The following is a 25,954-nucleotide window of genomic DNA, read 5'->3' as shown; positions in this document are numbered from 1 at the left end:
GTCGCGTCGCGTTTGGTGTGGGTCGGTGCCGTGTCGGGGGGTGTCCGTCCTCGGAACGGCGCGGAATCGGTCTCGCAGGATTTTGAGGGTGTTGACGCGCCAACCGCTGCGGGCGGACACCCCCCGACACGGCACCTTCGCGCCGTACGCGGCTGTCGGCCCGCTCTGCCCAGTGACCTATCTGTAAGGGTCTAAGTGGGTACCCGGTAGTGACACTGCCGCATTCAATGCGTACGCTCCTGAATATGGATATGCACACTGTGGTGGTGGGGACGTCGGGGGTCACCGCGTCCGACGTTCTTGCCGTGGCGCGCGGAGGCGCCCGGATCGAGCTCTCGGGTGAGGCCCTCGCGGCGCTCGCCGCGGCGCGGGAGATCGTGGACGCGCTGGCCGCCAAGCCGGAGCCCGTGTATGGCGTCAGTACGGGGTTCGGGGCGTTGGCGTCCCGGCACATCAGCCCGGAGCTGCGGGCCCAGTTGCAGCGCAACATCGTTCGCTCGCATGCCGCGGGGATGGGGCCGCGGGTGGAGCGGGAGGTCGTGCGCGCTCTTATGTTCCTGCGGCTCAAGACTGTGTGCTCCGGGCACACCGGTGTGCGGCCTGAGGTCGCTCAGACCATGGCCGATGTGCTCAACGCCGGGATCACCCCCGTTGTTCATGAGTACGGCTCTCTCGGGTGCTCCGGTGACCTTGCCCCGCTCTCGCACTGCGCCCTGACGCTGATGGGAGAGGGTGACGCCGAGGGGCCCGATGGGGTTGTGCGGCCCGCCGGTGAGTTGTTGGGTGAAGCCGGGATCGTGCCTGTCGAGCTGCGGGAGAAGGAGGGGCTTGCCCTTCTCAACGGCACCGACGGGATGCTCGGCATGCTGGTCATGGCTCTCGCCGATCTGGACATGCTCTACAAGTCCGCCGACGTCACGGCAGCGTTGAGTCTGGAGGCGCTGCTCGGTACCGACAAGGTGCTCGCGCCCGAGTTGCACGCCATCCGGCCGCATCCCGGGCAGGGTGCCAGTGCCGCCAACATGCTTGCCGTGCTTGCCGGTTCGGAGCTCACCGGGCATCACCAGGACGGCGCGCCGCGGGTTCAGGACGCGTACTCGGTGCGGTGTGCTCCGCAGGTCGCGGGTGCGGGGCGGGACACCATCGCGCATGCTCGGCTCGTTGCGGAGCGGGAGTTGGCTTCGGCCGTCGACAATCCCGTTGTGCTGCCTGACGGTCGGGTGGAGTCCAACGGCAACTTCCATGGTGCGCCCGTGGCTTACGTTCTTGACTTTCTTGCCATCGCTGCTGCCGATCTCGGGTCGATCTCCGAGCGGCGTACCGACCGGCTGCTCGACAAGAACCGGTCGCACGGGCTGCCGCCGTTCCTCGCGGACGATGCCGGTGTCGACTCCGGGCTGATGATCGCCCAGTACACGCAGGCCGCCCTGGTGAGTGAGATGAAGCGGCTGGCCGTGCCTGCCTCCGCCGACTCGATTCCGTCCTCCGCCATGCAGGAGGACCATGTCTCCATGGGGTGGTCGGCCGCGCGCAAGCTGCGCACCGCCGTCGGCAACCTCACTCGGATCATCGCGGTGGAGTTGTACGCGGCCACGCGTGCCGTGGAGTTGCGTGAGGGGCTGGCTCCGGCGCCCGCGTCCCGGGCGGTCATCGACGCCGTGCGGGCGGCGGGAGTCGAGGGTCCTGGGCCGGACCGGTTCCTGTCTCCCGACCTGGCCGCTGCGGAGGCGTTTGTGCGGGACGGGTGTGTGGTGGAGGCCGTGGAGAAGGTCACCGGGCCGCTGCGGTAGGGGTGTTGGGGCCCGGCTGTGGCAACTGCCGGGCCCCGTACGTCACTTCAGCTTGGCGGACTGGGCGGTGATCACGGCGGTCGGGATGGCGTAGGCCTTCTGCGTCATCAGGGCGCCGAGGTTGACCGTGTAGTACGTGACGAGGGTGTTGCCGTGCCGCACCACCTCGGTGTGCACGGTGCCCGTCTTGCCGCCGGTGTCCTCCATGACGGCGGTCGCGCCGAACGCCACCGACTCGTCGCCGGAGTTCGAGGCCTTCTCGGTCGCGACGCCGGTGTACTTGGTGCCGTCGGAGCCGGGGACGAGGGTGAAGCCGCCGGCGCAGGTCTTGACCGCGTCGGAGATGGTCTTGAACGTCTTCTCGGCGCCGTCGCCGTCGTACGAGGACAGTCCTACGACGGTGGTCGTGCGGTCCAGTGCGGAGCCGAACGCGTCGTCGAACTCCTCCTCGGTCATGTCCTCCACGGACTTGGAGGGGGTGGAGGAGGTCTTCTTCGCCTCGGTGACCAGCCTGTTCGTGGCCGCGGCGGCGTCGCCCGGCGCCTGCCCGGCCATCGCCCAGGCCAGCGGGCGGCACTGCGCCTTGTCGACGGTGACGGCGCTCTTGGTCGCGGGGTACGTCTTGCCGACCGACCCGACCTCGTAGCCGGTGACATCGCCCTTCGCGAGGGCCAGCTTCTGCAACTCGGCGGCGCTGAGCGCCTTCGCGGAGTTCTTGGTGGTGCCTTCGGCGTTGCTCTTGGCGTCGTCGCTCTTCGCGGTGTCCGAACCGCCGTCGGAGCAGCCGGTGATGAGGGCCAGCGACAGTGCGCCCACCGCGACGGTGACGCACAGCCGTATGCCCGATGATCTCTTCATGAGCGGACTATGAAGCTTGAGTCAAGTAAGAGTCAAGCAACTTAAAACCCGAGGCGCTCCCGCCGCACCGAATACGCCACGAAACCGGCGCCGAGACCGAGGAAGACGGTCCCGCCGACGATGTACGGCGTGGTGTCCGGGCTTCCGGTGTCGGCGAGTTGGGTGTCGTCCGAGTAGGTGGTGACCGCCGAGGAGGTCACCCTGGCCTGCTGGGTGACCTGGGAGGTTGGCGTCGCCGAAGTCTCCACTCTCACCTGGTCGGTCACCGTCGCGTTGGCGGAGGGGACGAACCACAGGGCGCCCAGCAGGGTGCCCGCGGCGGTGGCGGTCAGCATCGTTCGGCGAGCGGTTGACACGGAATATCGATCCCCTTGTGGCGCTGGCGAATTGGCCGTGTGGAGCGATGCTAATGAACTCTGCGGGTCGTGGGAAAGTCACGGGAGCTGTGGGCCGTACGCTCCCGGCATGAGCACTCCAGAGACATCACGTTTTGTACGCCTTCGTGTCGAACTCGTTCTTGAAGTGGAGAACGAGGACGCCGTGACCAAGGCCGCGCTGGCCAAGATCGCCGACGATCCGGAACTGCCCGGGGACGAACGGACGCACGCCGAGAGCGCTGTGACGGAAGACACCGCCGAGGCCCTCGCCTATCTCGTGGACCCGTTCGACCTGGTCGGCGAGATGCCCGGGGTCGAACTGGCCCAGGCCTCATGGAGCAGTGAGGAGATCGACTACGACCCGGATTCGCCGGATTGGGACCTCGACGAGGATGATGTCGACGGCGATGAGGAAGCAGACGGGACGGCAGTGGTCGGCTGAGCCGTGCGCGGGAGCGTATGACCCCGGGCGGCAACCGCTGTCCGGGGTTTCGTCGTCCCAGTGGTTCCGGGCGTCACAGTCGACGTGGTGTGCCCCACAGATAGTGGGTAAGCGGAACGGGATGCACCAGTCGTAGCGTTGGATTCTTAAGAACTGTTTAACGGGGCGCTCGGGTGTTTGGTGATTCGGCAACGATGGAGAAGCGTGTGATGACGGACAGTAAGCGGCGCAGGGGTCTTGTGGCCGCGTCCGCACTGCTCGGCGGTGTGCTCGTGCTCACGGCGTGTTCCGGCAGCGACGACAAGTCCTCCGGCAGCGACTCGAGCCAGAGCTCACAGTCGAAGGCCGACGAGGCGGCGGCGAAGAAGTCGTCCGAGGCCCAGATCAAGATCACACCGGCGGACGGTTCGGACAACGCCTCCATCAACAACTCGGCCGCCGTCACCGTCAGCAAGGGCACGCTCACGGCCGTGACGATGACCACCGCGGACGGTACGGCCGTCGCGGGCACCATCTCCGCCGACAAGCTCAGCTGGAAGCCCAGCGCCCAGCTGGAGCGCTCCACGACCTACAAGGTCGCCGCGACCGCCAAGGACTCCGCCGGCCTCGCCGCCCACGAGAACGCCTCCTTCACCACGGTCTCCCCGGCCAACAGCTTCATAGGGAACTTCACTCCCGAGGACGGTTCCACGGTCGGCGTCGGCATGCCGGTCTCGATCAACTTCAACAAGGCGATCACCAACAAGGCCGCCGTCCAGAAGGGCGTCACCGTCACCTCCACCAGCGGCCAGGAAGTCGTCTGCCACTGGTTCAACACCCAGCGCATGGACTGCCGCCCCGAGGACTACTGGAAGGAGAACTCCACCGTCACGCTGAAGCTCGCGCTCGACGGCGTCGAGGGCGCCTCCGGGGTCTACGGCGTGCAGCAGAAGACGGTCACCTTCCACATCGGCCGCAACCAGGTCTCGTACGTCGACGCCAAGTCGAAGCAGATGAAGGTCGAGCAGGACGGCAAGGTCGTCAAGACCATCCCGATCTCGGCCGGTTCCCCCGAACACACCACGTACAACGGCCAGATGGTGATGTCGGAGAAGTTCACGCAGACCCGGATGAACGGCGCGACGGTCGGTTTCACGGACGACGACGGCAAGGGCGAGTACGACATCAAGGACGTCCCCCACGCCATCCGCCTCACCAGCTCCGGCACGTTCATCCACGGCAACTACTGGGGCTCGCCGTCCGTCTTCGGCAGCGTCAACACCAGCCACGGCTGCGTGGGTCTCCAGGACGTGAAGGGCGCAGGCGACAAGAACATGCCGGCCGCCTGGTTCTACAACAACTCGATCGTGGGTGACGTCGTCGTCATCTCCAACACGGGTGACAAGACGGTGGCCCCGGACAACGGCCTCAACGGCTGGAACATGGACTGGGCGCAGTGGAAGGCGGGGTCGGCGGTCTGATCCGCCAACTCCGGTTTGCTTGAAGGCGGTTGCCCCTTGGTTGGGGGTGACCGCCTTTTCGTTGCCTGACGTGGCTCAAGTGGTGTACGGCATATGCGAGTTGCCGGTAATATCCGTCATATGACGCGCCCTCGGGTGCGCCTCCCTTGTTCCGGGTCCCGTCCCCTCGGGGCCCGGCCCGAAGCGAGGCGGATCCGGGTACGAAAAAAGGCCGCCTCCCTGAGAAAAGGGAGGCGCACCCATGGGACGTCATGCCAAGCCAAGGCTGACTCTTGTGTGTCGGCTCACCCGGTTGCTGCCGGAATCGTGGGCCAAGCACGTGAGGAGGTGGTGGCTCTGGTGGCTCAGCAGGTAGCCGGAGGTCCCCAGAAGTATTAGGGGCCTCCGAAGGCTCCTGAGTGAGCCTGAGCCCCTGTCACGGATACCGGCCGTGGCGGGGGCTCGTTCCTCTTCTACGACGATACCGGCTGCGGCGCCCGCAGCAAGCCCGACTGGTCAACAGGGGTCTTCAGCGCGGTGACGAAGGGGGCCCAGGCGGAGGCGGTGAGGATGAGGGCGGGGCCGTGGGGGGCGGTCTTGGAGTCGCGGACGGGGACGAGGCCGGGGAGGTTGGCGGCGACCTCTACGCAGTTGCCGCCGTCCCCGTTGCTGTAGCTCGACTTGCGCCAGAGGGCGGAGCCGGGGAAGTCGGTCGCGATCTCGACGCAATCTCCCCCATCCCCGTTGCTGTAGCTGCTCTTGATCCAGAGCGCGTCACTCAAGTCGGTCCCGTTGCTTGCCATTTCGGAATTCCTCTGCCGCTGCCTTGATCATCGCCAGGGACGCCTCCGGTGACAACGCGACGGCCCTGAGCCGATCGTATGCCTTGCGGTACTGCTTCACGAGGGCCGGATCGTCGATGGTGTCACCGCTGTACGACGCCTCCGTGTAGATCAACGGCGGGGCGTCCGGGAACGCCATGACCTTGATGGAGGCGGCCATCAGAGGATGCGCGCCGCACGTCCGCGGAACGATCTGCGGAGTAACCCGACGTCGCTCGGCCAACTCCACGATTCGGTCGAGTTGTTCGGCCATCTCCTCTGGCGGGAGGACCGGGTCGGCAAGCAGCGACTCGTGCAGGATCACCCAGTACTCAGGGGTGGCGTGGTCGTCCTCGAAGAGGCGGGCACGGGCGAGGCGGCCCGTCACCTTCTCCTCGACCCACTCGTCGGAGGCCGCCGGGTGAGCCGAACGGACCATCGTCCGCGCGTACGTGGCGGTTTGGAGCAGCCCCGGGACGTTGATGGGGCACCACTCCTCGATGGACTCCGCGTGCTTCTCCGCCTCCAGGACCTTCTCGAAGTACGCGGCATGCGGCCCCCTCCGCGCTTTCCGCACAACCTCACAGTTCCGCTCGAAGAACCCGTCCGTCCCCAGCTTCCGATCCGCATGCTGGGCCAGATCGAGCGGCATCCGTCGCTCACCGTGCTCGATGTCGCTCAGGTACGTCTTGCCGTAGAAGATGCCCTCCAGGAACGCATCCAACGACAGCCCCGCCTCCTCCCTCTTCCACCGCAACTCCTTGCCGTAGAAGGTCGGAACGCTCATCGAGCCGTCGATGTCTTTGCCCCGTGCCACCACTTGCCCTCCTCCGCAGCGCCGGTCGCGAACGCGAAACCTCTTTTACGGTAGCCAGCGGGACGCCAGTCTGTGAGGAGTTCGTCACAGAGCGCACAGGAGGCACCCGTTCATGTCCGACCCCTACGACACGACCCTCTGCGTGGAGGAACTCCGCGAGGCCCTCGGCCTGCACGACATCACGCTGCCCTCCCTCGGCGTGGACATCCTGGCCGCCGGCCTCGTCGCGCTCGGGAACTGCAACATCGCCACCGCCCGTGAACTCGCCGCCGCCCTCCGCAAGGCGGCGGGACAGTGACGTTCGAACTCCGTCTGCTCGCAACTCCCAAGGCCGTACCGGAACTTCGCCACCACCTCCGCCACCACACCTACGAAGTCCGCCTCTGCGCAACGGAGTTGGTGACGAACGTGATCGACCACGTCGGGGAAGGGACTCCGGTGACCGTGCGAGTCCTCGACGCGGACGACGGCCACACGCGAGTCGAGGTCACCGACCCGGACCCGCGGGCGTTGCCCGTCCTGCTGAGGGCCGGCGCGACGGACGAACACGGCCGGGGCATGGCACTCCTCGACGCGCTCACGCAGCGGTGGGGCGTGGAACAGGGCGCGGACCGCAAGACGGTCTGGTGCGAGCTGAACTGCCTTGCCGAAAGGGGTCGTTCATCTCAGGGAGCTGCGGGAACGCGTTCACCCTGACGGAACCTTCTTCGAAGTGGGCCTGCTCCCGGGCGGCCCATGGCAGGCTCATGTCGCATGATCGATGAATTCGCGAAGGACAACCTGCACGGGAGACTGCGGCGGGATCGCGAGGCGTTGCTCTGGAAACTCGACGGCTTGTCCGAGTACGACGCCCGGCGGCCTTTGACGGTGACCGGGACCAATCTCCTCGGCCTGGTCAAACACGTGGCCACCGTCGAGGCCAGGTACTTCGGCGAGGTCTTCGAGCGCCCTTCCCCGGAACCGCTCTCCCGGTGGCAGGACTCCGACGGCAGCGATCTGTGGGCGGCAGAGGACGAGACCCGCGACCAGATCATCGCGTTCTACCGGCGCACGTGGGAACACTCGGACGCGACGATCGACGAGCTTCCCCTCGACGCCCCCGGCCATGTGCCGTGGTGGCCGGAGCCGTATACCAATACGAATCTGTTCGCCGTCATGGTCCATGTCCTGGGCGAGTCCGTCCGGCACACCGGGCAGGCCGACATCCTGCGCGAGGGCCTCGACGGCCGGACCGGGTTGCGCCCCGAACACGAGCAGCCCATCGACGAGGAAGCCCGTGCGGCTTACCGCGCGAAGATCGAGAAGGCCGCGTCATTGCGTTAGCCGTTGTCCGGATTCCCGCTTCTCCATCAGCTCTCTCATTTCACGAAAGGCCCCGTCCCTCCGAAATTCGGTGGGAACTTCTCGGGTGTACAGCCGGGCCACCCTCCCGGCGGCGGCTGTCCCGGAGTGGGGAAACAGGGATCAAAGGGTTGTATCGCCCTTGCTTCGCTTCCTCGTTGACAGCCCCGCAGAGGCTCATTCTTTGCCCACGGACAGCCTTCTCATCGTTCTCTTATGTCGGCCTTATGGCATCATCACGCGCCGTACCTAGCTTGCGGGCCATGTTCTTCACCTACCTGAGGCGCGAGTTGCGCCGCCGCAGAAAAGCGGCCCTCGTCGTCGCCTCCGGCCTCGCACTGGGCATTGCGCTGGTCATCGTGGTCAACTCCGTGTCCTCCGGCATGGGGAAGGCGCAGGACAAGGTCCTCCAGTCGCTGTACGGACTCGGCACGGACATGACCGTCACCAAGGCGGCCACGGCCAGCGCGAGCAGCTCGCAGCAGCCGCGGTTCCAGTTCGACGCCAACAACAACGACGACAGCAAGACGCAGAGCAGCGACCGCGTCATGGTCCAGGGCTTCACGACGCTGGCCTCCACCACCGTCACCAAGGTCGCGGGCCAGAAGGGGGTGTCCGACGCCGTCGGCGGGCTCAGCCTCAACGTCGTCAAGGTCGACGGCCAGTTCACCCGCGGCCAGTTCCAGCAGAACCAGGGCAGCGGCACCGGAGGCGGCAACCGGCAGGGCGGTGGCACCGGCGCGCCGCAGGGTGAAGTCACCGGTGGTGGCGCCAACTTCAACATCAACGCGTACACGGTCTACGGCACGGACGTCACCAAGCCCGCGCTCGGCCCGCTGACCTCCTCGAAGATCACCAGCGGCCGTACCTTCACCACCTCCGAGACCAACTCCAAGGTCGTCGTCGCCGACTCGGCGTACGCCAAGGAGAAGAAGCTCAAGGTCGGTTCGACCGTCACCATCAAGAGCGTCAAGTACAAGGTCATCGGGATCGCCACCGCGACCAGCGGTGACGCCGCGGCCAATCTGTACATCCCGCTGACGCAGGCGCAGACCCTGAGCGGTGACAAGAACAAGGTCACCACGATCTACGTCAAGGCGACCGACTCCAAGCAGATCTCGGCCGTCAAGAAGACCATCACCAGCAATGTCTCGGGTACGACGGTCACCACCTCCGCCGACCTGGCGGACACCGTCTCCGGGTCCCTGTCCACCGCCTCCTCCCTCGCCACCAGCGTCGGCAAGTGGCTGTCGATCGCGGTGCTGATCGCCGCGTTCCTGGTCGCCGGTCTGCTCACCTCCTCGGCGGTCTCCCGCCGGGTGCGTGAGTTCGGCACGCTGAAGGCGCTCGGCTGGAAGTCCGGCCGGGTCACCCGGCAGGTGGTCGGCGAGGCCATCGTCAACGGTCTGGTCGGCGGCGCCCTCGGTATCGCGCTCGGCCTGGCGGGCGCGTACGTCGTGACCGCGATCAGCCCGACCCTGTCCGCCTCGCTCGGCAACTCGGCCGGCGGCGCCGCCCGTCCGGGCGGCGGCCCCGGCGGCGGTGGCGGCTTCGGCCGGCAGGCCGCGGCCAAGACGCTCGACGTCGCGCTCACCGCGCCCGTCAACGCCACCACCATCGGCCTCGCGGTCGGCCTCGCCGTAGCCGGCGGCCTGATCGCCGGCGCCTTCGGCGGCTGGCGCGCCTCCCGCCTCCGCCCGGCGGACGCGCTGCGCAGAGTCGAGTAGCGGTCACTGCAGCGCCCCTTCAGGGGCGCGGGGCTGTATCGATTTGCGGCTCTGCCGCGTGGGCGCGACCAGCCACGACGCAGCCGCAGACGAACGACGGCGCAATGGGGCCCGTCCCACCGACGGGCCCCAACCCCCTTTACTTCTCCAGGAGTTGGACCATGTACGAACTCAGAGGCGTCACCAAGCTCTACTCACGCGGCAAGGAAACCGTCCACGCCCTCGACGGCATCGACCTCACCATCGGCGACGGCGACCGCCTGGTCATCCAGGGGCCGACCGGCGGCGGCAAGTCCACCCTGCTCCAGATGATCGGCGCCCTAGACCGCCCCACCGCGGGCGAAATCGTCCTGGACGGCGTCGACCTGGCGAAGCTGTCGGAGGCCAAGCTCACCAAGGTCCGCAGCGAGAACATCGGCTTCGTCTTCCAGTCCTTCAACCTGATCCCGACGCTCACCGCGCAGGAGAACGTCGAGACCGCCCTCGTACCGCTGGGCGTGAAGACGAAGGAGCGGCGCCAGCGGGCCGCCGACGCGCTGGTCTCGGTCGGTCTCGGCGAGCGCCTCGGCCACCTCCCCGGCGAGATGTCCGGCGGACAGCAGCAGCGTGTCGCCATCGCCCGCGCGCTCGTCAAGCAGCCCAAGGTGCTGCTGGCCGACGAGCCGACCGGCAACCTCGACGAGTCGATGCGCGACGAGATCATGGACGTACTGGAGCGCATGTGGAAGGAGCACGGGCTGACCTTCATCATGGTCACCCACGACTCCGCCATCGCGAAGAAGGCGCCGCGTCTCGCCACCATCCGCAAGGGCAAGATCACGGTGAAGGAGAACGCGGGGTCGAAGTAACTCCGGTGCTGTGCAAGGGAGTTCGATGGGAGGAGTTTCCTTAGCGGAGTTCTCGCGGGCTGAACCCGGCGACTGCGTAACGGAGTTCACGCGGGCCCGTAACATTCTCCGGCCGTGCTCTCTTACCCTCCTCTCATCTCTTGAGCGGTTGATCACCCCTCGGCATACTTCGTGTTCCGGGGGGTGTGCGCGCAGGTGTGCGAACTCTCCCCCGGCCGGGTGAATGGGGAAATTCGCCCGGTACCTGAGCTCCAGGGGGAGTCTTGCGCAGACAAGTGAAGAGAGCGTGCGCGGCCGGTGTCGCCACGGCCGCCGCCGTCGCCCTCGCCGCGGGCATGACCAGCCCGGCGTCGGCGAAGTCCGAACAGAGCGGGGGGAGTTCGACCGGCTCCGCGCTGCGTACGGCCGGTGCCGCGCAGGCCCGGCTGGCCGGCGAGCATCATCTGACCCTGATCACCGGCGACCGCGTCACCGTCGACGCCAAGGGCCGGGTCGTGGGACTCGAGCCCGCGAAGGGCCGTCAGCACATACCGGTTCAGGTGCGGAAGGTCGCCGGGCACACGCTCGTCATACCCGCCGACGCGGCCCGTCTGGTCGCGAGCGGCAAGCTCGACCAGCGGCTCTTCGACATCACCGAACTCGACAAGTCCGCCGAGCGCGCCTCCCAGAAGGCCGGCCTGAAGGTCATCGTCGGCTACCAGGGCGCCGCGGCCGCCACCCGCGCCGACGTCCGCGACGCGGGCACGCTGCGCCGGTCCCTGAAGACCCTGAACGCCGACGCCGTGCAGACCCCGCAGCAGGACGCCCCCGAGCTGTGGGACGCGGTCACCAACGGCGACCGTACGGCCTCCGGGATCGCGCACGTCTGGCTCGACGGCGTCCGAAAGGCCAGCCTCGACAAGTCCGTGCCGCAGATCGGCGCCCCCAAGGCATGGGCCGCCGGCTACACAGGCAAGGGCGTCAAGATCGCCGTACTGGACACCGGGGTCGACGCCGACCACCCGGACCTGAAGACGCAGGTGATCGAGGCCAAGAACTTCTCCACCTCCGCCGACACCAAGGACCGCGTCGGACACGGCACCCATGTCGCGTCCATCGCGGCGGGCACCGGCGCGAAGTCGCACGGCAAGTACAAGGGTGTCGCGCCCGACGCGAAGATCCTCAGCGGCAAGGTCCTCGACGACACCGGCTCCGGCGACGACTCCGGCATCCTGGCGGGCATGGAGTGGGCGGCCCAAGAGGGCGCCGACATCGTCAACTTGAGCCTCGGCGGTCAGGACACCCCGGGCATCGACCCGTTGGAGGCGGAGGTCAACAAGCTCTCCGCCGAGAAGGGCATCCTCTTCGCCATCGCGGCGGGCAACGAGGGCCCGGAGTCGATCGGTTCGCCCGGCAGCGCGGACGCGGCCATCACCGTCGGCGCGGTCGACGGCAACGACAAGCTCGCCGACTTCTCCTCCACCGGCCCGCGCCTCGGCGACGGCGCCATCAAGCCGGACGTCACCGCGCCCGGCGTCGACATCACGGCAGCCGCCGCACCCGGCAGCCTCATCGACCAGGAGGTCGGCGAGAACCCGCCCGGCTACCTGACCATCTCGGGTACGTCGATGGCGACCCCGCACGTCGCGGGCGCCGCAGCCCTCCTCAAGCAGGAGCACCCCACGTGGGGCTACGCCGAGCTGAAGGGCGTGCTGACCGGGTCCGCGAAGGGCGGCAAGTACACGCCGTTCCAGCAGGGTTCGGGCCGTATCGCCGTCGACAAGGCCATCAAGCAGAGCGTCATCGCCGACCCGGTGTCGGTGAGCTTCGGCGTGCAGCAGTGGCCGCACACCGACGACACCCCGGTCGCCAAGGAACTCACCTACCGCAACCTCGGCACCACGGCCGTCACCCTCAGCCTCACGGCGGCGGCCACCGACCCGAAGGGCCACACCGCCCCCGCGGGCTTCTTCAAGCTGGGCGCCACGAAGGTGACCGTCCCCGCCGGCGGCAAGGCCTCGGTCGCCCTGACCGTCAACACCAAGCTCGGCGGCACGCTCGACGGCGCCTACTCCGCGTATGTGACGGCGACCGGCGGCGGACAGAGCGTCCGTACGGCCGCGGCCGTGGTGCGCGAGGTGCAGTCGTACGACCTGACGCTGAAGTTCGTCAACCGTGACGGCACCCCCGCCACCTACTACAGCGCCTCGGTGGCGGGCGTCTCCGGCCTCGGCAACGGCCAGTTCTTCAGCCCCTACGACGCCTCGGGCACCGTCAAGATCCGTGTCCCCAAGGGCGGTTACGTCCTCGACGGCGCGATCTTCGTGGACCCGGAGGACGCGGCCAAGGGTGCCGACTGGCTCTCCCGGCCCAAGCTGGACATCAGCAAGGACACCACGCTGACCCTCGACGCCCGTACGACCAAGCCGGTCGACATCACGGTGCCCGACGCCGGCGCCAAGTCGGTCTTCGCGTCACCGGCCTACCTGCTCGAGACCGGCGACGGGGGCGTCTCCTTCGGCTGGTTCCTGGAGACGTACGCCAACTTCCGTACCGCGCACCTCGGTCCGCAGATCACCGACGGTTCGCTGACCGAGCAGTGGGACGCCCACTACATCAAGGGCGCCGACGAGCAGTACGACACCACGACCGCGGCCAAGGTCAAGCAGCTCGCCACCGGCTACACCAAGCACTACAAGGCGAGTGAACTCGCCACGGTGAAGGCCCGCATGGGCGCCGCGGCGAGCGGCAAGACGGGTCAGGTGGCCGCCTTCGGCTATCTGCCCAACGGCATCGGCGGCTCCGCCACCGGCGTCCAGCAGAAGCTGCCCGGCACCCGCACCCTGCACGTCTCCACCATCAACGGAGTGCAGTGGGGGCTGGAGTTCGAGCAGGACGGCGGGCTCGACGCGGACGGCTTCCCGATCACGGAGGCCTACTACACCCTGAACGACCTGCAGACCTTCAAGGCCGGCCAGACCTACTCGAAGACCTTCAACACGGCCGTCTTCGGGCCCCGTCTCACCGCCGACTACGGCGTGTTCCGCATGGGCAACGACATCGCCGGGCTGGTGCCGCTGTTCGCCGACTCCCAGGGCAACCCGGGCTCGTCGACGTTCACCTCGGTCAACACGACCCTGTACCGCAACGGCACCAAGATCGGCTCCAACAAGGACCCGCTGTTCGGCGGGGACACGTTCAAGGTCCCGGCCGCCAACGCCTCGTACAGACTGACCACTTCGGTCATCCGCAGCGTCAAGGTCGCCGCCGCCTCCACCCGGATCGACGCGAGCTGGACGTTCTCCTCGAAGAAGCCGTCCGGTGACACCGTCGCCCAACTCCCGGTCTCCACGGCCCGTTTCCACGCGGTCACCGGCCTGGACAGCCGCGTCGAGGCCGGCAAGAAGGTGACCTTCCCGGTCACCGTCGAGGGCGCGGCGGCCGGCCGCAACCTCAAGTCGCTCGGCGTGTGGGTGTCGTACGACTACGGCCAGACCTGGAAGAAGATCCCCGTGGTCAACGGCAAGATCACCGTCACCAACCCCGCCAAGGGCAAGGCCATCTCCTTCCACGCCAAGATCGCCGACAAGAAGGGCAACAAGTCGACGATCTCGATCTACAACGCGTACTACGCCAAGTGAACCGCTAGTACCTGAGTAGGCCGACAGCGAACGGCCCGCCGGAAGTGCAGCTTCCGGCGGGCCCTTCGTGTTTCTGTGGCCCCATGACAGCCCAGACCGTCGAGTACATCCGGTACCGCATCCCCGAGCAGCGGTCGGCACAGTTCCTGGCCGCCTACACCCGTGCCGCACGTCAGCTGGCCGCGGCCCCGCAGTGCGTGGCGTACGAACTGGCCCGCTGCGAGGAGGATCCCGAGTCCTTCGTGCTCCGCATCACCTGGACGTCCACCGAGGCGCACCTGGAGGGTTTCCGCAGGTCGGACCTGTTCCCGCCGTTCCTCGCCGAGATCGGCCCGTACGTGGAGGACATCGAGGAGATGCGCCACTACGAACCGACGGCGGTCCGCGGAAACGGCTCGGCCGTCCCCACCCTGTACGACTGGGCGGGCGGTGCGGAGGCCTTCTCCCGGCTGACCGAGGTCTTCTACGACAAGGTGCTCAAGGACGACCTCCTCGCCCCTCTCTTCGCCGACCTCGCGCCCGCGCACGCCGCGCACGTCGCCCTCTGGCTGGCCGAGGTCTTCGGCGGCCCGGCCGCCTACTCCGAGACCCAGGGCGGCCACGGCCACATGGTCGCCAAACACTTCGGCAAACACATCACCGAGCCCCAGCGACGGCGTTGGGTCAACCTCGTCCAGGACGCGGCGGACGACGCGGGCCTCCCGACGGACGCGGAGTTCCGCTCGGCGTTCGTCGCGTATGTGGAGTGGGGCACGCGCCTGGCCGTGTACTTCTCCGGCCCGGACGCCCAGCCACCGGCGGAACAGCCGGTGCCACGGTGGGGCTGGGGGTCGATGCCGCCGTATCAGGGGTGACATTGCCGTACCCGGGGACCGTAGGGTCACCGCATGACCGCCGCCGTCACCGCCATGATCACCGCCGTCGTCGGTGTGCTCGGTACGCTCTTCGCGCCCGTCCTCAGTCAGCGTCTCACCGCCCGGCAGCGGGCCGAGGATGTCCAAGTGGCCGAGCGCAGGCGGTTGTTCGAGGAGCGGCGGGATGCCTATACGGCGATGAACCGTTCCTCGCGGCACTTTCATACGCTGCTCAAGGACGCGCTGCACCGCATCCGCGACGGTGTCTACACCGAGCGGGAGCGCGACCAGCTGGAAGAGGCGCGGCGTGAGCACCGGGACCGTTACGCCGAGGCGCAGATGGTCGTGCCCGAACGTGTCCTGGACGCGTCGCGTGCGGTGAACGAGGTCCTCGTGGCCGCCGACGCCGCCGTGAAACGGCTCGACCGGGGGCTGACGCGGGACGGCGAGAACGCCGAGCGGATCATGCTCGACCTGAAGGAGGCCGAGCCCCGGCTGACCGCGATGCGGCGGCTGATGCGGGCCGACCTCGGTGTCACGGAGTGAGGCCGGGGCGGTCCGCCGATGCCGTGCCCGCGCGGGTCGCGTCCGTGCCCCAGCTGGCGAGGAGGCGGAGGGCGTCGGCGGACGGGGAGCCCGGTTCCGCGTGGTAGGTGACGAGGATCTGGTCGGAGCCGTCCGCCAGGCGGAAGCCCTCGAAGTGGAGGGTGAGGTCGCCGACCAGTGGGTGGAGGAGGCGCTTGACGCCGTAGGTCTTCTCCTTGACGTCGTGGGTCGCCCACAGCCGCCTGAACTCCGCGCTCTTCACGGAGAGTTCGCCCACCAGCGCGGACAGCCGCGGGTCGTCCGGGCAGTAGCCCGCGTCCATCCGCAGCATGCTGACGATGTCCGCCGCCTTCTGCTCCCACTCCACGAACAGGTCCCGGTACTCGGGCCGCAGGAACACCAGCCGCGCCCAGTTCCGCTCCTGCGGCGGCAGCTCGGACCAGTCGCCGAAGACGGCCGCGGCCATCCGGTTCCACACCAGAATGTCCGTGCGCCGGCCCGAGATGTACGCCGGAACCGTGTCGATCGTGTCGAGCAGCTGCCGCAGCGGCCCCCGCACGTGCTGGGCCGGGGTCGACGACTTCTTCTTGTGCTGCTTCGGCTTCGCCAGGTGGGTGAGGTGCGAGGACTCGGCATCGGAGAGGCGCAGCGCGCGGGCGATCGCGTCGAGGACCTCCGCCGACACGTTCCGCCCGTTGCCCTGCTCGAGCCGTGTGTAGTACGCCACCGACACCCCGGCCAGCTGCGCCAGCTCCTCGCGCCGCAGCCCGGGCACCCTGCGGTGCCGCCCGAAGTCCGGCAGCCCGACGTCCTCCGGCTTCAGCCGGGCCCTCCGGGTGCGCAGGAACTCGCTGAGCTCGGCACGCTGGTCCAGCGGCCGGCCGGGGTCCAGGGGCTCGGTGGCGGATTCGGGCTGTTCGTCCATGTGCTCCAGTATTCCCGGTCGTACGTCCATGAGCCTGACCTCGCTGGTGGTAGGCACAGCGGACGTACGCAGAAGCGTGGCCTGGGTAGCCGTAGAGCGATCGGGCAGGCTGTACAGCGTGCCCGGCCGGAAGGCAGCCGGGCGCACATCCCCCTAGGAGTGTTCCGGCATGACCACAGTCGCCGCTTACGCAGCCCCCGCCGCCAAGGCTCCCCTGGAGCGCACCACGATCGAGCGCCGGGCGGTCCGCGAGTTCGACGTCCTGATCGACATCAAGTTCGCCGGCATCTGCCACTCGGACATCCACCAGGCCCGCGAGGGCTGGGGCGAGGCCATCTTCCCGATGGTGCCCGGCCACGAGATCGCCGGCATCGTCTCCGAGGTCGGCCCCGGTGTCACCAAGTTCCAGGTCGGCGACCGCGTCGGCGTCGGCTGCATGGTCGACTCCTGCCGCGAGTGCGACAACTGCAAGGCCGGCCTCGAGCAGTACTGCACCGGCGGCAACGTCGGCACGTACAACGCGCTCGACAAGAACGGCGAGCCCACCTACGGCGGCTACGCCGAGAAGATCGTCGTCGACGAGAACTTCGTCCTCGGCATCCCCGAGGGCATCTCCCTCGACGTGGCCGCCCCGCTGCTCTGCGCCGGTATCACCCTGTACTCCCCGCTGAAGCACTGGAACGCCGGCCCCGGCAAGAAGGTCGCGATCGTCGGCATGGGCGGCCTCGGCCACATGGGCGTCAAGATCGCGCACGCGCTCGGCGCGGAGGTCACCGTCCTCTCGCAGACCCTGAGCAAGAAGGAGGACGGCCTCAAGCTCGGCGCCGACCACTACTACGCGACCAGCGACCCGAAGACCTTCGAGGAACTGCGCGGCAGCCTCGACCTGATCATCTCCACCGTGTCGGCGCCGCTCAACCTCGGCGCGTACCTCTCGCTGCTGAAGACGGACGGCGCGCTGGTCAACGTGGGCGCCCCCGAGGAGCCCGTCTCCCTCAACCTGTTCTCTGTGATCGGCGGCCGCAAGACCCTCGCCGGGTCCGGCATCGGCGGCATCCGGGAGACCCAGGAGATGCTGGACTTCTGCGCCGAGCACGGCTTCGGCGCGGAGATCGAGCTGATCTCGGCGGACCAGATCAACGAGGCGTACGAGCGGGTGCTGTCGAGTGACGTCCGCTACCGCTTCGTGATCGACACCGCCACGATCTGACTGCGTCGCTTCTAGCAGGGGCGTGGGGGGCGGTGCGCTGTCGGGTGCGGGTGTGTGGGGGCTGGTCGCGCAGTTCCCCGCGCCCCTGAAGGGTCGGACCAGCGCAGGCGCTTTGCAGGCGCGGTGGTCGGTGCGTTGTCGGGTGCGGGTGTGTGGGGGCTGGTCGCGCAGTTCCCCGCGCCCCTTTAGGTGGGAGCAGCACAGGCGCTTTTAGGGGTGCGGGGCGTGGTGCGTTGTCGGGTGCGGGTGTGTGGGGGCTGGTCGCGCAGTTCCCCGCGCCCCTGAAGGGTCGGACCAGCGCAGGCGCTTTTAGGGGCGCGGTGCGCGCCCCTAAAGACACCGGTCGCCCTGCGTCTTTTAGGGGCGCGGGGAACTGCGCGGCCAGCCCCCACCGGCCCGCGGGCGCCGACGAACCTCAGCCTCCCACCCTGTTCCGCCCCAACAGCCAGAGCAGATACGGCCCCCCGACCAACGAGGTGAGCGCCCCCACCGGAACCTCCAGTGGGGGCAGCACCGTGCGGGCGGCGAGATCCGCCGTCACCAGAATCACCGCACCCGTCAACGCCGAACACAGCAACGGCAGTTGAGGCGTACGGGTGAGCCGCCGGGCCAACTGCGGTGCGGTCAGCGCGACAAACCCGATCGGCCCCGCCGCCCCCGTCGCCGTCGCCGCCAGCACCACCCCGAGCACGGTCAGCGCGAGCCGCGTCCGGTCCACCCGCACCCCGAGCGCGGCAGCCGTGTCGGCGTCGAGCCCGAGCGGCCGTACGGCCCGGCTCGCCCACACCAGCGCGGGCAGACACACCAGCAGTACGACGGCCAGCGGCCCCGCCTGCTCCCAGCCGCGCCCGTTCAGCGAGCCGGTCAGCCACAGCTTCACCTGCTCGGCGGCCTCCAGCTCGCTGTCGGCGAGATACAGCTGCACGACGGCCGACAGCGCGACCCCGATACCAACTCCCGTCAGCACGAACCGACTTGGCTGCATCCCGTGCCGCCACGCCAGCACGTACACCAGCGCGGCGGCGGCGAGCCCGCCCACCACGGAGACGACGGGCATCGCACCCGGCGAGGCGACAAGACCGGTGGACAGCGCGAGCACGGTCGCGGCGGCGGCACCGTGCCCGACCCCGATCACGTCCGGGCTGGCCAGCGGATTCCGCGTGACGGTCTGCACCAGCGCCCCCGCGAGCCCCAGCGCCACCCCGACCAGCGCCCCCAGCACGATCCGCGGCACCCGCAACTCGTTGACGACAAGGTCGTACGGCCCCGAACCGGTACGCAGCGTGTGCCACACCTCGGCGGGCGGGATGTAGGTCTGGCCGAGACAGGCCGCCGCGACCGTCGCAACGGCCAGCAGCAGTACGAGAGTTACGGCCACGACGGCCGAACGGCGGTGCAGGAGCAGGGAGATGGTGGGGCGGGGGCGGAGGACCGTGACGCCGGTGGTGCTCATAGCGCGGTTCCCCTGCGTCGTACCAGCACCACCAGCACCGGCACTCCCACCAGCGCCGTCATCACCCCGGCCGGCACCTCCGCAGGCGCCCGCACCACCCGGCCCGCCGAGTCCGCCGCGACCAGCAGCGCCGCACCGAGCAGCGCGGACAGGGGCAGCAGGGCGCGGTGTCCGCCCGAGGTGAGGCGCCGGGCCAGATGCGGGACGGCGAGTCCGACGAAGGCGATCGGACCGGCCGCGGCCACCGCCGACGCCACCAACAGGGTCGCGCCGAGCGCCGCACACACCCGTACGACCCCCACCCGGTGCCCCAGCGCCCGCGCCGTCTCGTCCCCGAGCGCCAGCGCGTCCAGCCCGCGCGCACAGGCGAGCACCAGCACCGCGCCCACCGCCAGGAACGGCAGCATCCGTACGACGGTGTCGGCGTCCCGCCCGCTCAGCGAGCCGACCTGCCAGAACCGGAACTGGTCCAGGGTGGCCGAGCTGGAGGTCAGGACGACGGTCGTACCACCGGCGGTCATCGCGGACAACGCCGTACCGGCGAGGGCGAGTTTGACCGGGGACGCCCCGCCGCGGCCGCGCGCGGCGATGCCGTAGACCAGGCAGGCGGCGAGGACGGCACCGGCGAAGGCGTACCGGACGTAGCCCTCGAAACCGCTCGCGAGGCCGGTCGCGATGGCGAGGACGACGCCGGCCGCCGCGCCCTGGCTGAGGCCGAGGATGCCCGGGTCGGCGAGCGGGTTGCGGGTGACGGCCTGGAGTGCGGCGCCCGCCACGCCGAGCGCCGCGCCCGCCGTCAGTCCGATCTCGGTGCGGGGCAGCCGCAGCGACCGTACGACCAGGGCGTCGGGTGAACTCCCGCCGTGCAGAAGGGCGTTGAGGACCGTAGCCGGTGGGATCTGGCGGGTGCCGACGGCGAGGCTGAGCAGCACGGCGGCGGCCACCGCGAGGGTGGCCGCCGGCCAGGCGAGGCGCTTGAGGCTCATGACCTTGTGGAAGAACTCGCTACTTGCTTATGTCCTCGGCGAGTTGGAGGACGACGAGGCGGGCGGCGGTGGGGCCCGCGTTGAGGTACCAGGGGTCGTCGTCGACCTTCACCGCGTGCCCGGCCTTGACGGCCTTCATCGACTTCCACAGCGGTCCGGCGAGGACGCTCGCCGCGTCCGTCCTACCCGCGTCGCCCTGTACCGAGTAGAAGATCCAGTCACCGTCGGCCGAGTCGATGCTCTCCGCGCCGATGTCCTGCGAAATCGCCTTGAACTGCTGAGACTTGGGCCGGTCGAGCCCCATGTCGACGGCGATGGAACCGGTGAAGGACGAGACACCGAACATCCGGGTCCGGCCGGGCGTGAACCGCAGCATCGACACGGAGGTCTTCGACAGCGCCTCACCCTTCTCGTGCGCGTCCTCGACGATCTCGTCGAGCAGCTTCTGCGCCTGCTCGCCCTTGCCGATCGCGTCGCCGACGAGCAGCAGGTCGCGCTTCCAGTTGATGCCGTTGCCGGCCGTGACGACGGTAGGCGCGATCTTCGACAGCTTGGGGTAGAGGTCGCCGAGCGAGTCGTTGGCGAGGATCAGGTCGGGCTTGGCGGCGGCGAGCGTCTCCAGGTTGGGTGCCTGGCGGGTGCCCGCGTCCGTCATCGCGGCGAGCTTCGACTTGTCGGCCGGGAAGGCGTCGGCGAGGTAGTCGGGGACGAGCCCGGCGTTGTCGGCGCGGGTGGTGGCGGTAGGGACGGTGCCGAGGGAGAGCAGGTCGTCGAGCTGCCCGGTGCTCAGCACGGCGATCTTCGTGGGCTTCGCCTTGATCGTCGTCCTGCCCTCGAAGTGGGTGACGGTCCGGGGGAAGGTCCCGTCGGTGTCGGTGTCCGCGCCCATGCCGGTCGCGAGGGTGCTCGGTGCGGCGGACGGGCCCTCCGAGGCGCCGATCACCTTGTTCTGCGAGCCCTCGGTCGTCTTCTCGGCATCGTTGTCGGCGGAGGAGGACGAGCACCCGGCCAGCAACCCCCCGACGACGGTCACGGCGGCCACCGCCGTGACAGCCCTCCTCTTGAACGCGCGCACTGTCACTGTCACTCCGACTCTCCGCTGAAAACTGGCCAGGTAAGGCTTACCTTAACTTGCCGTCGGAGTGGGTCGGCCGGGGGGCTCAGTGCGCGAGAAACGACTCGCCTGCGCCATAGGACCGTACGAGCACACCGCCGTCCGCCGCCGGCCGCACCGAGTGCGCCCGCCCCGGCCCGGAGACATGCGCACGTCCGTCCGCCGCCACCTCGACGAGGGTGTTCTCGTCGAGGGCGACACCGTGCGGGAGCCGATGGCGGCCGACGGCGGCGATCAACCGCGGCAGCGTCCCCCACTGCGCCGCGTGCGCGTCCACCGCGAAGGGCGCGAGCCCCAACCCCGGCCGTACGGCGATCTCTTCGAGGTCCTCGGCCGTGTCCTCCGGGCACACCGGAACGCCGTCCAGCAACCACCCGCCGACGACGGCCGACCGCGCGGCGAGCGCGGCCCCGGCGGAGAACCCGGCGTACGGGACGCGCCGCTCGGCGAGAAGGCCGGGCAACAGGTCGAGACAGTCCGCGAAGGCGTCCTGGTAGGCGGGGGTCAGCCCGCCGCACACCAGCAGCCCGTCCACGTCCGAGACCGCGTCGAGGTCGAAGCGCCCGCCGATCGGCACGAGCGACGGTACGGGTGTGCAGTCGGCGGCGGCCCTCAACACGGCGTCGTAGCGCGCGAATTGACGGTCCCCGTCGCCCTCGCCCTCGTCGACGATCACGCAGGCGATGCGGGGCGCGGAACGGGCGGAGCCACCCGCGGCGCGCAGGAAGGGCTCGTAGACGACGGGGGTACCCCATCCTCCGCCGATCAGGAAAGTGCTGGACCTGGGCTTGCTCGGCTCGCTCACCAACGCATCAAAGCCCGTCGCCGCGGCGCTGTCACACGCTTTTGGCGTCCGGAGTCATAGGGGTGAGGGCGCCGCCTCGCCCCGCAGCCGCAGCGCGTCCTGCCCCGGCGGTCTGCCGAACGCGCGGCGGTATTCGCGGCTGAACTGGGACGCGCTGTCGTAGCCGACCGCGAAACCGATGTCGGCGATGTCCCGCGCGCCGCTCATCAGCAGCAGCCGGGCCTCCTGCAAGCGGATCCGCTTCTGGTACTGGATCGGGGTCAGCGCCGTCACCGCGCGGAAGTGCCGGTGGAAGGGGGAGGCGCTCATGCCGGCCAGGCGGGCCAGGTCCTCGATGCGGAGCGTCTCCGTGTGGTGGTCCCGGATCCAGCGAATGGCCCTGCCGATATGGGTGAGTTGACTGTCGGCGAGCCCGATCTGCCGTACGAGAGCGCCCTGTTCACCGGTGATCAGCCGCCACAGGATCTCCTTCTCGATCAACGGCGCGAGCACCTGCGCGTCGCCGGGACGGTCGAGCAGCCGTAGCAACCGGACCGTCGCGTCGAGGAGTTCGGCGGGCGCGTCGCACACGGCGAGGCCGTGCGGGGCCGCCCTGCGGGGGAGCGGGTCGGCGCCGGCCTCCAGGAGCAGTGCGGCGATCTTCGCGGGTTCGAGGGTGAACCCGCAGGCGAGGAAGGGTACTTCGGGGCCGGCCTGTGTGTAGTGTCCGGCAACCGGCAGGTCGACCGAGACGACGAGATACTGCCCGGCCCCGTAGTCATGGACGCGGTCGCCCAGGGTGAGCCGCTTCGAGCCCTGCGCGACGACCGCCAGCACCGGACGGGCGAGACTCGCGCTCGGCTCCTCGGGCCGGACCGCCCGGGTCAGCAGCAGACCGTCGACGGCGAGGGGCCCACGGTCGGCGTGCCGGTCGATCAGGGCACGCAGTTCGCCCAGGAGGGCGTGAGGGTCCACGCGCGTACCCACCTCTCAAGTCGACAGGATCGTGCAAGCACCCGACAGGATCGCCCTAACAACGTACCTGCTCACGGTGGTGTGATCGAGGAGTCGGTTTCCCGCCCACTCTCCGCAGGAGCACTTTCATGTCATTCGACGCACTCGACTCGTACGTCGGTCTCGGCCGGTCCGGTCTCAAGGTCAGCCCCTTCTGCCTCGGGGCGATGAACTTCGGCGAGGACGGCGGCTTCGGCACCGGCGTCGAGGAGTCCGAGAAGATCCTCCAGGCCTACCTCGACCGCGGCGGCAACTTCGTCGACACCGCGAACTTCTACACCAACGGCCACTCCGAGGCGATCCTCGGCGACTTCCTCGCCGCCCGCCCCGGCCTGCGCGACCGTCTGGTCCTCGCCACCAAGTTCTACGGCAACCTCCACCTCGGCGACCCCAACGGCGGCGGCGCGAGCCGCAAGGCGATCCTCGGCCAGGTCGAGGACTCGCTGCGCCGCCTGCGCACCGACTACATCGACCTGTACTGGCTGCACAACCACGACCGTTCCACACCGGTCGAGGAGACCCTGCGCACCCTGGACGACCTGGTGACGGCGGGCAGGATCCGCTACGTCGGCTTCTCCGACACCCCCGCCTGGTTCACCGCGAAGGCCCACACCATGGCGCTGCTGCGCGACTGGACGCCCATCACCGCACTCCAGATGGAGTACTCCCTCCTGGAACGCACCATCGAGGGCGAGCTGATCCCGCTGGCCCAGGACGCGGGGATGGGCGTCCTGCCGTGGAGCCCGCTCAAGAGCGGCTACCTGTCCGGGAAATACACCCGCACCCAGTCGACTCCCGCCGACACCAGGCGCTCCGCCGTCCTCGGCGCCCCGACTGCCGCCCAGTTCAAGGTGATCGACGCCCTCGCCGAGGTGGCCGAGCAGGCGGGCGCGACCTCCGCGGCCACCGCGCTGTCCTGGGTCCTTTCCCGCCCCGGCGTCACCTCCACCCTCATCGGTCCCCGCACCCTGTCCCACCTCGAAGCCAACCTCGCCGCCCTGGACCTCCGGCTCACCCCGGCCCAGACGGCCGCCCTCGACGACGCGTCCGCACCCACCCTCAACTTCCCCCACGACCTCAACCAGCAGGTCGGGACCATGCTCAAGTACGCGGGCGCGACGGTCGACGGAGTGCCGAGCGCCGTGTATCCGCCGCTGCTCGAGAGCGCGGCGCGGTACTGAGGGTGACGGGGAGCGCGGCCGCGCGGCCGTCCAGTCGTACGGCATTCCGGCCGGTGCGCGGGGTACGGAATCGCGGGGCGTCCCCGCGCGTTGTGGACTGTGGGTGACCGAGCCGACAGAAAGTGGAGGTATCGCGATGGCTGCGCAGACGCAGAGGGCCGTACTGGCGGGCGGATGTTTCTGGGGGATGGAGGAGCTGATCCGCCGGCTCCCGGGCGTGACGGCGACCCGCGTCGGATACACCGGCGGTGACGTGGAGAACGCGACCTACCGCAACCACGGCACGCACGCGGAGGCCATAGAGATCCTCTACGACCCCGAGAAGACCGACTACCGCGCGCTCCTGGAGTTCTTCTTCCAGATCCACGACCCGAGCACCAAGAACCGCCAGGGCAACGACATCGGCCTCAGCTACCGCTCGGCGATCTACTACGTCGACGACGAGCAGAAGCGCATCGCCGAGGACACGATCGCCGACGTGGACGCCTCCGGCCTGTGGCCCGGCAAGGTCGTCACCGAGGTGGAGCCGGTCGGCCCCTTCTGGGAGGCCGAGCCCGAGCACCAGGACTACCTGCAGCGTTACCCGGACGGCTACACCTGCCACTTCCCCCGCCCGGGCTGGCGGCTGCCGGCACGCGCGGAGGGCTGAGCCGCTTCGATGGCCATGGGGTAGGCCGGCTCCGGGGGCAGCAGTCGCGCCGCCGAGTCGAGCCGGCCGCTGCCCACCGGCGCGTTCATCTCACGCGCCGTACGGCCTCTCCGGAGAGGTTTTGCTCAAAGGCCGCTCGGATGGCGAGGCAGCCAGTCACGGTGACTCTCGCGCAGCCGGTCCCGTTCTTCGGGACTCGCCGCGATGACGTCCGCGACCTCGCGATCGTCGTCGTACGCGAGCGTCATCCGTCGGGTGCCTTGGGGTGCGTCTCGTGTCGCTCCGGCGGGAGTTCCTGCCCGGACCGTGTTGCACCGGTGGAGGACGACGGCGTACTCGTCCCCGGTCTCCGGATAGCGCTTCGAGCCCGGGAGGCTGTGGAAACGCACCCAGCGGTCGCTGTACGCGGCGCGCAGTTCGTGGGCGACGGGAGGCCCCTTCGGGAACTGGCGCCGCCACAGCGCGGAGAGCCTGTCTCGGTCTCCGTCGAGGTCGCCGCTCATCCTTCGGCCGCGGTCGGCTGTCGTGCGAGCCGGCCCGTCATTCCAGGAGGTGGGCAAGCGATTCCGCTCCAGCGGGATAAGGAAGTTCCTGGGGCAGCAGCCGCGTGGCGGAGTCCAACTCCCCACGGCTGACGAGCGCGTGGAGACGATGGGCGAGCGGAGTCACGTCGCGGATGGCGACCGTCCACTCGTCCGCGTAGCGCCGTACGGCCTCGCCGGAGAGCCCCAGTTGCAGGGATCGGTACGGCAGGGGCTGGAGGCGCAGGTCCCGCTCGGGGTCCCACTGGACGCGGGTGGGCGCGCGCTTCAACTGACGCTGCCAGGCTGCTCGGTCGGGGTGCACCCCGCGGACGTAGCTCGACAGACACGCGTTGCGCAGCGCCCACTCGAAGCCGTCACGGCTGATCTCGACGGCGAGAACCGTCTCCTGCCCCTCCTTCGCACCCCAGCCGCAGCGGTACATCATCCACAGGAACGACGGCTTGATCCACGTCATCCTGTCCCGCTTCCACCCGGCGGAGAAACGGCCGTCGCGGACGGCGGGCAGGCCGATCTCGGGGGAGTACGCCTGATAGACGGTGATCGTGCTCTCCGAGTAGGCCGCACGGATCGTGTGTCGCGGTTGTTCCATGGCGTACAGCGTGGGGTCGGCCGG

Annotated in this window: 26 protein-coding genes; 14 read left to right on the top strand and 12 right to left on the bottom strand. The window is 69.2% G+C overall.

The annotated features are described in order from the left end of the window. Positions 1-251 precede the first annotated feature (251 nt). Positions 252-1,790: a histidine ammonia-lyase gene (hutH, locus tag SSP08S_RS37855; RefSeq protein WP_026179181.1), complete on the top strand. Its 1,539-nt coding sequence runs from the start codon at positions 252-254 to the stop codon at positions 1,788-1,790. A gap of 42 nt (positions 1,791-1,832) precedes the next feature. On the opposite strand, the gene SSP08S_RS37850 is transcribed toward hutH, so the two are convergent. Beyond that, complete coding sequence (locus SSP08S_RS37850) at positions 1,833-2,648, bottom strand: hypothetical protein (protein WP_174479432.1); 816 nt, start codon at positions 2,646-2,648, stop codon at positions 1,833-1,835. Between the two features lie 41 nt (positions 2,649-2,689). Next, positions 2,690-2,983, bottom strand: coding sequence for an LAETG motif-containing sortase-dependent surface protein (locus tag SSP08S_RS37845; RefSeq protein WP_019072855.1), 294 nt, complete (start codon positions 2,981-2,983; stop codon positions 2,690-2,692). Positions 2,984-3,113: 130 nt separating this feature from the next. Here SSP08S_RS37845 and SSP08S_RS37840 point away from each other — a divergent pair, with 130 nt between their 5' ends. Both SSP08S_RS37840 and SSP08S_RS37835 read left to right on the top strand, forming a co-directional pair. Further along, positions 3,114-3,467, top strand: a complete 354-nt coding sequence (locus SSP08S_RS37840) for a hypothetical protein (protein ID WP_051106063.1) — start codon at positions 3,114-3,116, stop codon at positions 3,465-3,467. A 209-nt stretch (positions 3,468-3,676) separates the two neighbouring features. Beyond that, entirely contained in the window at positions 3,677-4,927 is a 1,251-nt protein-coding gene (locus SSP08S_RS37835; RefSeq protein WP_026179179.1) for a L,D-transpeptidase, read from the top strand. 452 nt (positions 4,928-5,379) lie between these two features. Here SSP08S_RS37835 and SSP08S_RS56685 read toward each other — a convergent pair whose 3' ends face one another. Both SSP08S_RS56685 and SSP08S_RS37825 read right to left on the bottom strand, forming a co-directional pair. Next, on the bottom strand, positions 5,380-5,709 hold the full coding sequence (locus SSP08S_RS56685) for a DUF397 domain-containing protein (protein ID WP_019072852.1): 330 nt from the start codon (positions 5,707-5,709) through the stop codon (positions 5,380-5,382). Next, entirely contained in the window at positions 5,681-6,544 is an 864-nt protein-coding gene (locus SSP08S_RS37825; RefSeq protein WP_026179178.1) for a helix-turn-helix domain-containing protein, read from the bottom strand. The genes SSP08S_RS56685 and SSP08S_RS37825 overlap by 29 nt, the downstream gene beginning before the upstream one ends. Positions 6,545-6,656: 112 nt before the next feature. Between SSP08S_RS37825 and SSP08S_RS37820 the strand changes: the two genes are divergently transcribed. The 8 genes from SSP08S_RS37820 to SSP08S_RS37785 all read left to right on the top strand — a co-directional run bounded on the left by SSP08S_RS37820 (position 6,657) and on the right by SSP08S_RS37785 (position 15,480). Next, positions 6,657-6,842 (top strand): hypothetical protein, encoded by a 186-nt coding sequence (locus tag SSP08S_RS37820; protein ID WP_019072850.1) that lies wholly within the window; start codon positions 6,657-6,659, stop codon positions 6,840-6,842. Beyond that, complete coding sequence (locus SSP08S_RS37815) at positions 6,839-7,240, top strand: ATP-binding protein (RefSeq protein WP_019072849.1); 402 nt, start codon at positions 6,839-6,841, stop codon at positions 7,238-7,240. Before SSP08S_RS37820 ends, SSP08S_RS37815 begins: the two co-directional genes overlap by 4 nt. Before the next feature lie 57 nt (positions 7,241-7,297). Continuing rightward, the gene (locus SSP08S_RS37810; protein WP_019072848.1) at positions 7,298-7,867 is read left to right on the top strand and encodes a DinB family protein; all 570 of its coding nucleotides are present in this window, start codon (positions 7,298-7,300) and stop codon (positions 7,865-7,867) included. Positions 7,868-8,148: 281 nt separating this feature from the next. Continuing rightward, the gene (locus tag SSP08S_RS37805; protein WP_019072847.1) at positions 8,149-9,612 is read left to right on the top strand and encodes an ABC transporter permease; all 1,464 of its coding nucleotides are present in this window, start codon (positions 8,149-8,151) and stop codon (positions 9,610-9,612) included. A gap of 161 nt (positions 9,613-9,773) precedes the next feature. Continuing rightward, positions 9,774-10,460 (top strand): ABC transporter ATP-binding protein, encoded by a 687-nt coding sequence (locus SSP08S_RS37800; protein WP_019072846.1) that lies wholly within the window; start codon positions 9,774-9,776, stop codon positions 10,458-10,460. 263 nt (positions 10,461-10,723) lie between these two features. Next, the gene (locus SSP08S_RS37795) at positions 10,724-14,080 is read left to right on the top strand and encodes a S8 family peptidase (RefSeq protein ID WP_439654586.1); all 3,357 of its coding nucleotides are present in this window, start codon (positions 10,724-10,726) and stop codon (positions 14,078-14,080) included. Positions 14,081-14,163: 83 nt separating this feature from the next. Beyond that, positions 14,164-14,934 (top strand): group II truncated hemoglobin, encoded by a 771-nt coding sequence (locus tag SSP08S_RS37790; protein ID WP_019072844.1) that lies wholly within the window; start codon positions 14,164-14,166, stop codon positions 14,932-14,934. Between the two features lie 33 nt (positions 14,935-14,967). Continuing rightward, on the top strand, positions 14,968-15,480 hold the full coding sequence (locus SSP08S_RS37785; RefSeq protein WP_019072843.1) for a hypothetical protein: 513 nt from the start codon (positions 14,968-14,970) through the stop codon (positions 15,478-15,480). On the opposite strand, the gene SSP08S_RS37780 is transcribed toward SSP08S_RS37785, so the two are convergent. Further along, positions 15,470-16,405 (bottom strand): helix-turn-helix domain-containing protein, encoded by a 936-nt coding sequence (locus SSP08S_RS37780; protein ID WP_019072842.1) that lies wholly within the window; start codon positions 16,403-16,405, stop codon positions 15,470-15,472. The two genes, SSP08S_RS37785 and SSP08S_RS37780, sit on opposite strands and share 11 nt — an antisense overlap. A gap of 169 nt (positions 16,406-16,574) precedes the next feature. Between SSP08S_RS37780 and SSP08S_RS37775 the strand changes: the two genes are divergently transcribed. Further along, positions 16,575-17,615, top strand: coding sequence for an NAD(P)-dependent alcohol dehydrogenase (locus SSP08S_RS37775; protein ID WP_019072841.1), 1,041 nt, complete (start codon positions 16,575-16,577; stop codon positions 17,613-17,615). A gap of 415 nt (positions 17,616-18,030) precedes the next feature. On the opposite strand, the gene SSP08S_RS37770 is transcribed toward SSP08S_RS37775, so the two are convergent. The 5 genes from SSP08S_RS37770 to SSP08S_RS37750 all read right to left on the bottom strand — a co-directional run bounded on the left by SSP08S_RS37770 (position 18,031) and on the right by SSP08S_RS37750 (position 22,927). Beyond that, on the bottom strand, positions 18,031-19,068 hold the full coding sequence (locus SSP08S_RS37770) for a FecCD family ABC transporter permease (protein WP_019072840.1): 1,038 nt from the start codon (positions 19,066-19,068) through the stop codon (positions 18,031-18,033). Further along, the gene (locus tag SSP08S_RS37765) at positions 19,065-20,054 is read right to left on the bottom strand and encodes a FecCD family ABC transporter permease (RefSeq protein WP_019072839.1); all 990 of its coding nucleotides are present in this window, start codon (positions 20,052-20,054) and stop codon (positions 19,065-19,067) included. The genes SSP08S_RS37770 and SSP08S_RS37765 overlap by 4 nt, the downstream gene beginning before the upstream one ends. A 19-nt stretch (positions 20,055-20,073) precedes the next feature. After that, entirely contained in the window at positions 20,074-21,141 is a 1,068-nt protein-coding gene (locus SSP08S_RS37760) for an ABC transporter substrate-binding protein (protein WP_043259970.1), read from the bottom strand. 73 nt (positions 21,142-21,214) lie between these two features. After that, positions 21,215-21,973 carry a type 1 glutamine amidotransferase family protein gene (locus SSP08S_RS37755; protein WP_019072837.1) on the bottom strand — a complete coding sequence of 253 codons (759 nt, stop codon included), beginning with the start codon at positions 21,971-21,973 and terminating at the stop codon, positions 21,215-21,217. A gap of 54 nt (positions 21,974-22,027) precedes the next feature. Then, positions 22,028-22,927, bottom strand: a complete 900-nt coding sequence (locus SSP08S_RS37750; protein WP_019072836.1) for an AraC family transcriptional regulator — start codon at positions 22,925-22,927, stop codon at positions 22,028-22,030. 128 nt (positions 22,928-23,055) lie between these two features. Between SSP08S_RS37750 and SSP08S_RS37745 the strand changes: the two genes are divergently transcribed. Then, positions 23,056-24,147, top strand: coding sequence for an aldo/keto reductase (locus tag SSP08S_RS37745; RefSeq protein WP_019072835.1), 1,092 nt, complete (start codon positions 23,056-23,058; stop codon positions 24,145-24,147). Positions 24,148-24,283: 136 nt separating this feature from the next. Beyond that, complete coding sequence (gene msrA, locus SSP08S_RS37740; protein ID WP_026179176.1) at positions 24,284-24,796, top strand: peptide-methionine (S)-S-oxide reductase MsrA; 513 nt, start codon at positions 24,284-24,286, stop codon at positions 24,794-24,796. Between the two features lie 125 nt (positions 24,797-24,921). Here the strand turns inward: msrA and SSP08S_RS58425 are convergent, their stop codons facing one another. Both SSP08S_RS58425 and SSP08S_RS37730 read right to left on the bottom strand, forming a co-directional pair. Beyond that, positions 24,922-25,299, bottom strand: coding sequence for a DUF3885 domain-containing protein (locus tag SSP08S_RS58425; protein ID WP_019072833.1), 378 nt, complete (start codon positions 25,297-25,299; stop codon positions 24,922-24,924). 37 nt (positions 25,300-25,336) lie between these two features. After that, the gene (locus SSP08S_RS37730) at positions 25,337-25,930 is read right to left on the bottom strand and encodes a DUF4291 domain-containing protein (RefSeq protein WP_019072832.1); all 594 of its coding nucleotides are present in this window, start codon (positions 25,928-25,930) and stop codon (positions 25,337-25,339) included. Positions 25,931-25,954 lie beyond the last annotated feature (24 nt).

The organism is Streptomyces hokutonensis (assembly GCF_000376565.1).
GTDB lineage: Bacteria > Actinomycetota > Actinomycetes > Streptomycetales > Streptomycetaceae > Streptomyces > Streptomyces hokutonensis.
Note: the sequence above shows the minus strand (reverse complement) of the source record. Positions and strands in the feature narration are given on the sequence as shown.

What these genes read in the sequence shown, in the direction of transcription:
- SSP08S_RS37835 (WP_026179179.1), top strand. Translation starts at nt 3,677, where the DNA reads ATGACGGACAGTAAGCGGCGCAGGGGTCTTGTGGCCGCGTCCGCACTG.
- SSP08S_RS37745 (WP_019072835.1), top strand. Translation starts at nt 23,056, where the DNA reads ATGTCATTCGACGCACTCGACTCGTACGTCGGTCTCGGCCGGTCCGGT.
- SSP08S_RS37765 (WP_019072839.1), bottom strand. Translation starts at nt 20,054, where the DNA reads ATGAGCCTCAAGCGCCTCGCCTGGCCGGCGGCCACCCTCGCGGTGGCC.
- SSP08S_RS37840 (WP_051106063.1), top strand. Translation starts at nt 3,114, where the DNA reads ATGAGCACTCCAGAGACATCACGTTTTGTACGCCTTCGTGTCGAACTC.
- SSP08S_RS37850 (WP_174479432.1), bottom strand. Translation starts at nt 2,648, where the DNA reads ATGAAGAGATCATCGGGCATACGGCTGTGCGTCACCGTCGCGGTGGGC.
- hutH (WP_026179181.1), top strand. Translation starts at nt 252, where the DNA reads ATGCACACTGTGGTGGTGGGGACGTCGGGGGTCACCGCGTCCGACGTT.
- SSP08S_RS37810 (WP_019072848.1), top strand. Translation starts at nt 7,298, where the DNA reads ATGATCGATGAATTCGCGAAGGACAACCTGCACGGGAGACTGCGGCGG.
- SSP08S_RS37770 (WP_019072840.1), bottom strand. Translation starts at nt 19,068, where the DNA reads ATGAGCACCACCGGCGTCACGGTCCTCCGCCCCCGCCCCACCATCTCC.
- SSP08S_RS58425 (WP_019072833.1), bottom strand. Translation starts at nt 25,299, where the DNA reads ATGAGCGGCGACCTCGACGGAGACCGAGACAGGCTCTCCGCGCTGTGG.
- SSP08S_RS37805 (WP_019072847.1), top strand. Translation starts at nt 8,149, where the DNA reads ATGTTCTTCACCTACCTGAGGCGCGAGTTGCGCCGCCGCAGAAAAGCG.
- SSP08S_RS37730 (WP_019072832.1), bottom strand. Translation starts at nt 25,930, where the DNA reads ATGGAACAACCGCGACACACGATCCGTGCGGCCTACTCGGAGAGCACG.
- msrA (WP_026179176.1), top strand. Translation starts at nt 24,284, where the DNA reads ATGGCTGCGCAGACGCAGAGGGCCGTACTGGCGGGCGGATGTTTCTGG.
- SSP08S_RS37820 (WP_019072850.1), top strand. Translation starts at nt 6,657, where the DNA reads ATGTCCGACCCCTACGACACGACCCTCTGCGTGGAGGAACTCCGCGAG.
- SSP08S_RS37800 (WP_019072846.1), top strand. Translation starts at nt 9,774, where the DNA reads ATGTACGAACTCAGAGGCGTCACCAAGCTCTACTCACGCGGCAAGGAA.
- SSP08S_RS37790 (WP_019072844.1), top strand. Translation starts at nt 14,164, where the DNA reads ATGACAGCCCAGACCGTCGAGTACATCCGGTACCGCATCCCCGAGCAG.
- SSP08S_RS37775 (WP_019072841.1), top strand. Translation starts at nt 16,575, where the DNA reads ATGACCACAGTCGCCGCTTACGCAGCCCCCGCCGCCAAGGCTCCCCTG.
- SSP08S_RS37845 (WP_019072855.1), bottom strand. Translation starts at nt 2,983, where the DNA reads ATGCTGACCGCCACCGCCGCGGGCACCCTGCTGGGCGCCCTGTGGTTC.
- SSP08S_RS37780 (WP_019072842.1), bottom strand. Translation starts at nt 16,405, where the DNA reads ATGGACGAACAGCCCGAATCCGCCACCGAGCCCCTGGACCCCGGCCGG.
- SSP08S_RS37785 (WP_019072843.1), top strand. Translation starts at nt 14,968, where the DNA reads ATGACCGCCGCCGTCACCGCCATGATCACCGCCGTCGTCGGTGTGCTC.
- SSP08S_RS56685 (WP_019072852.1), bottom strand. Translation starts at nt 5,709, where the DNA reads ATGGCAAGCAACGGGACCGACTTGAGTGACGCGCTCTGGATCAAGAGC.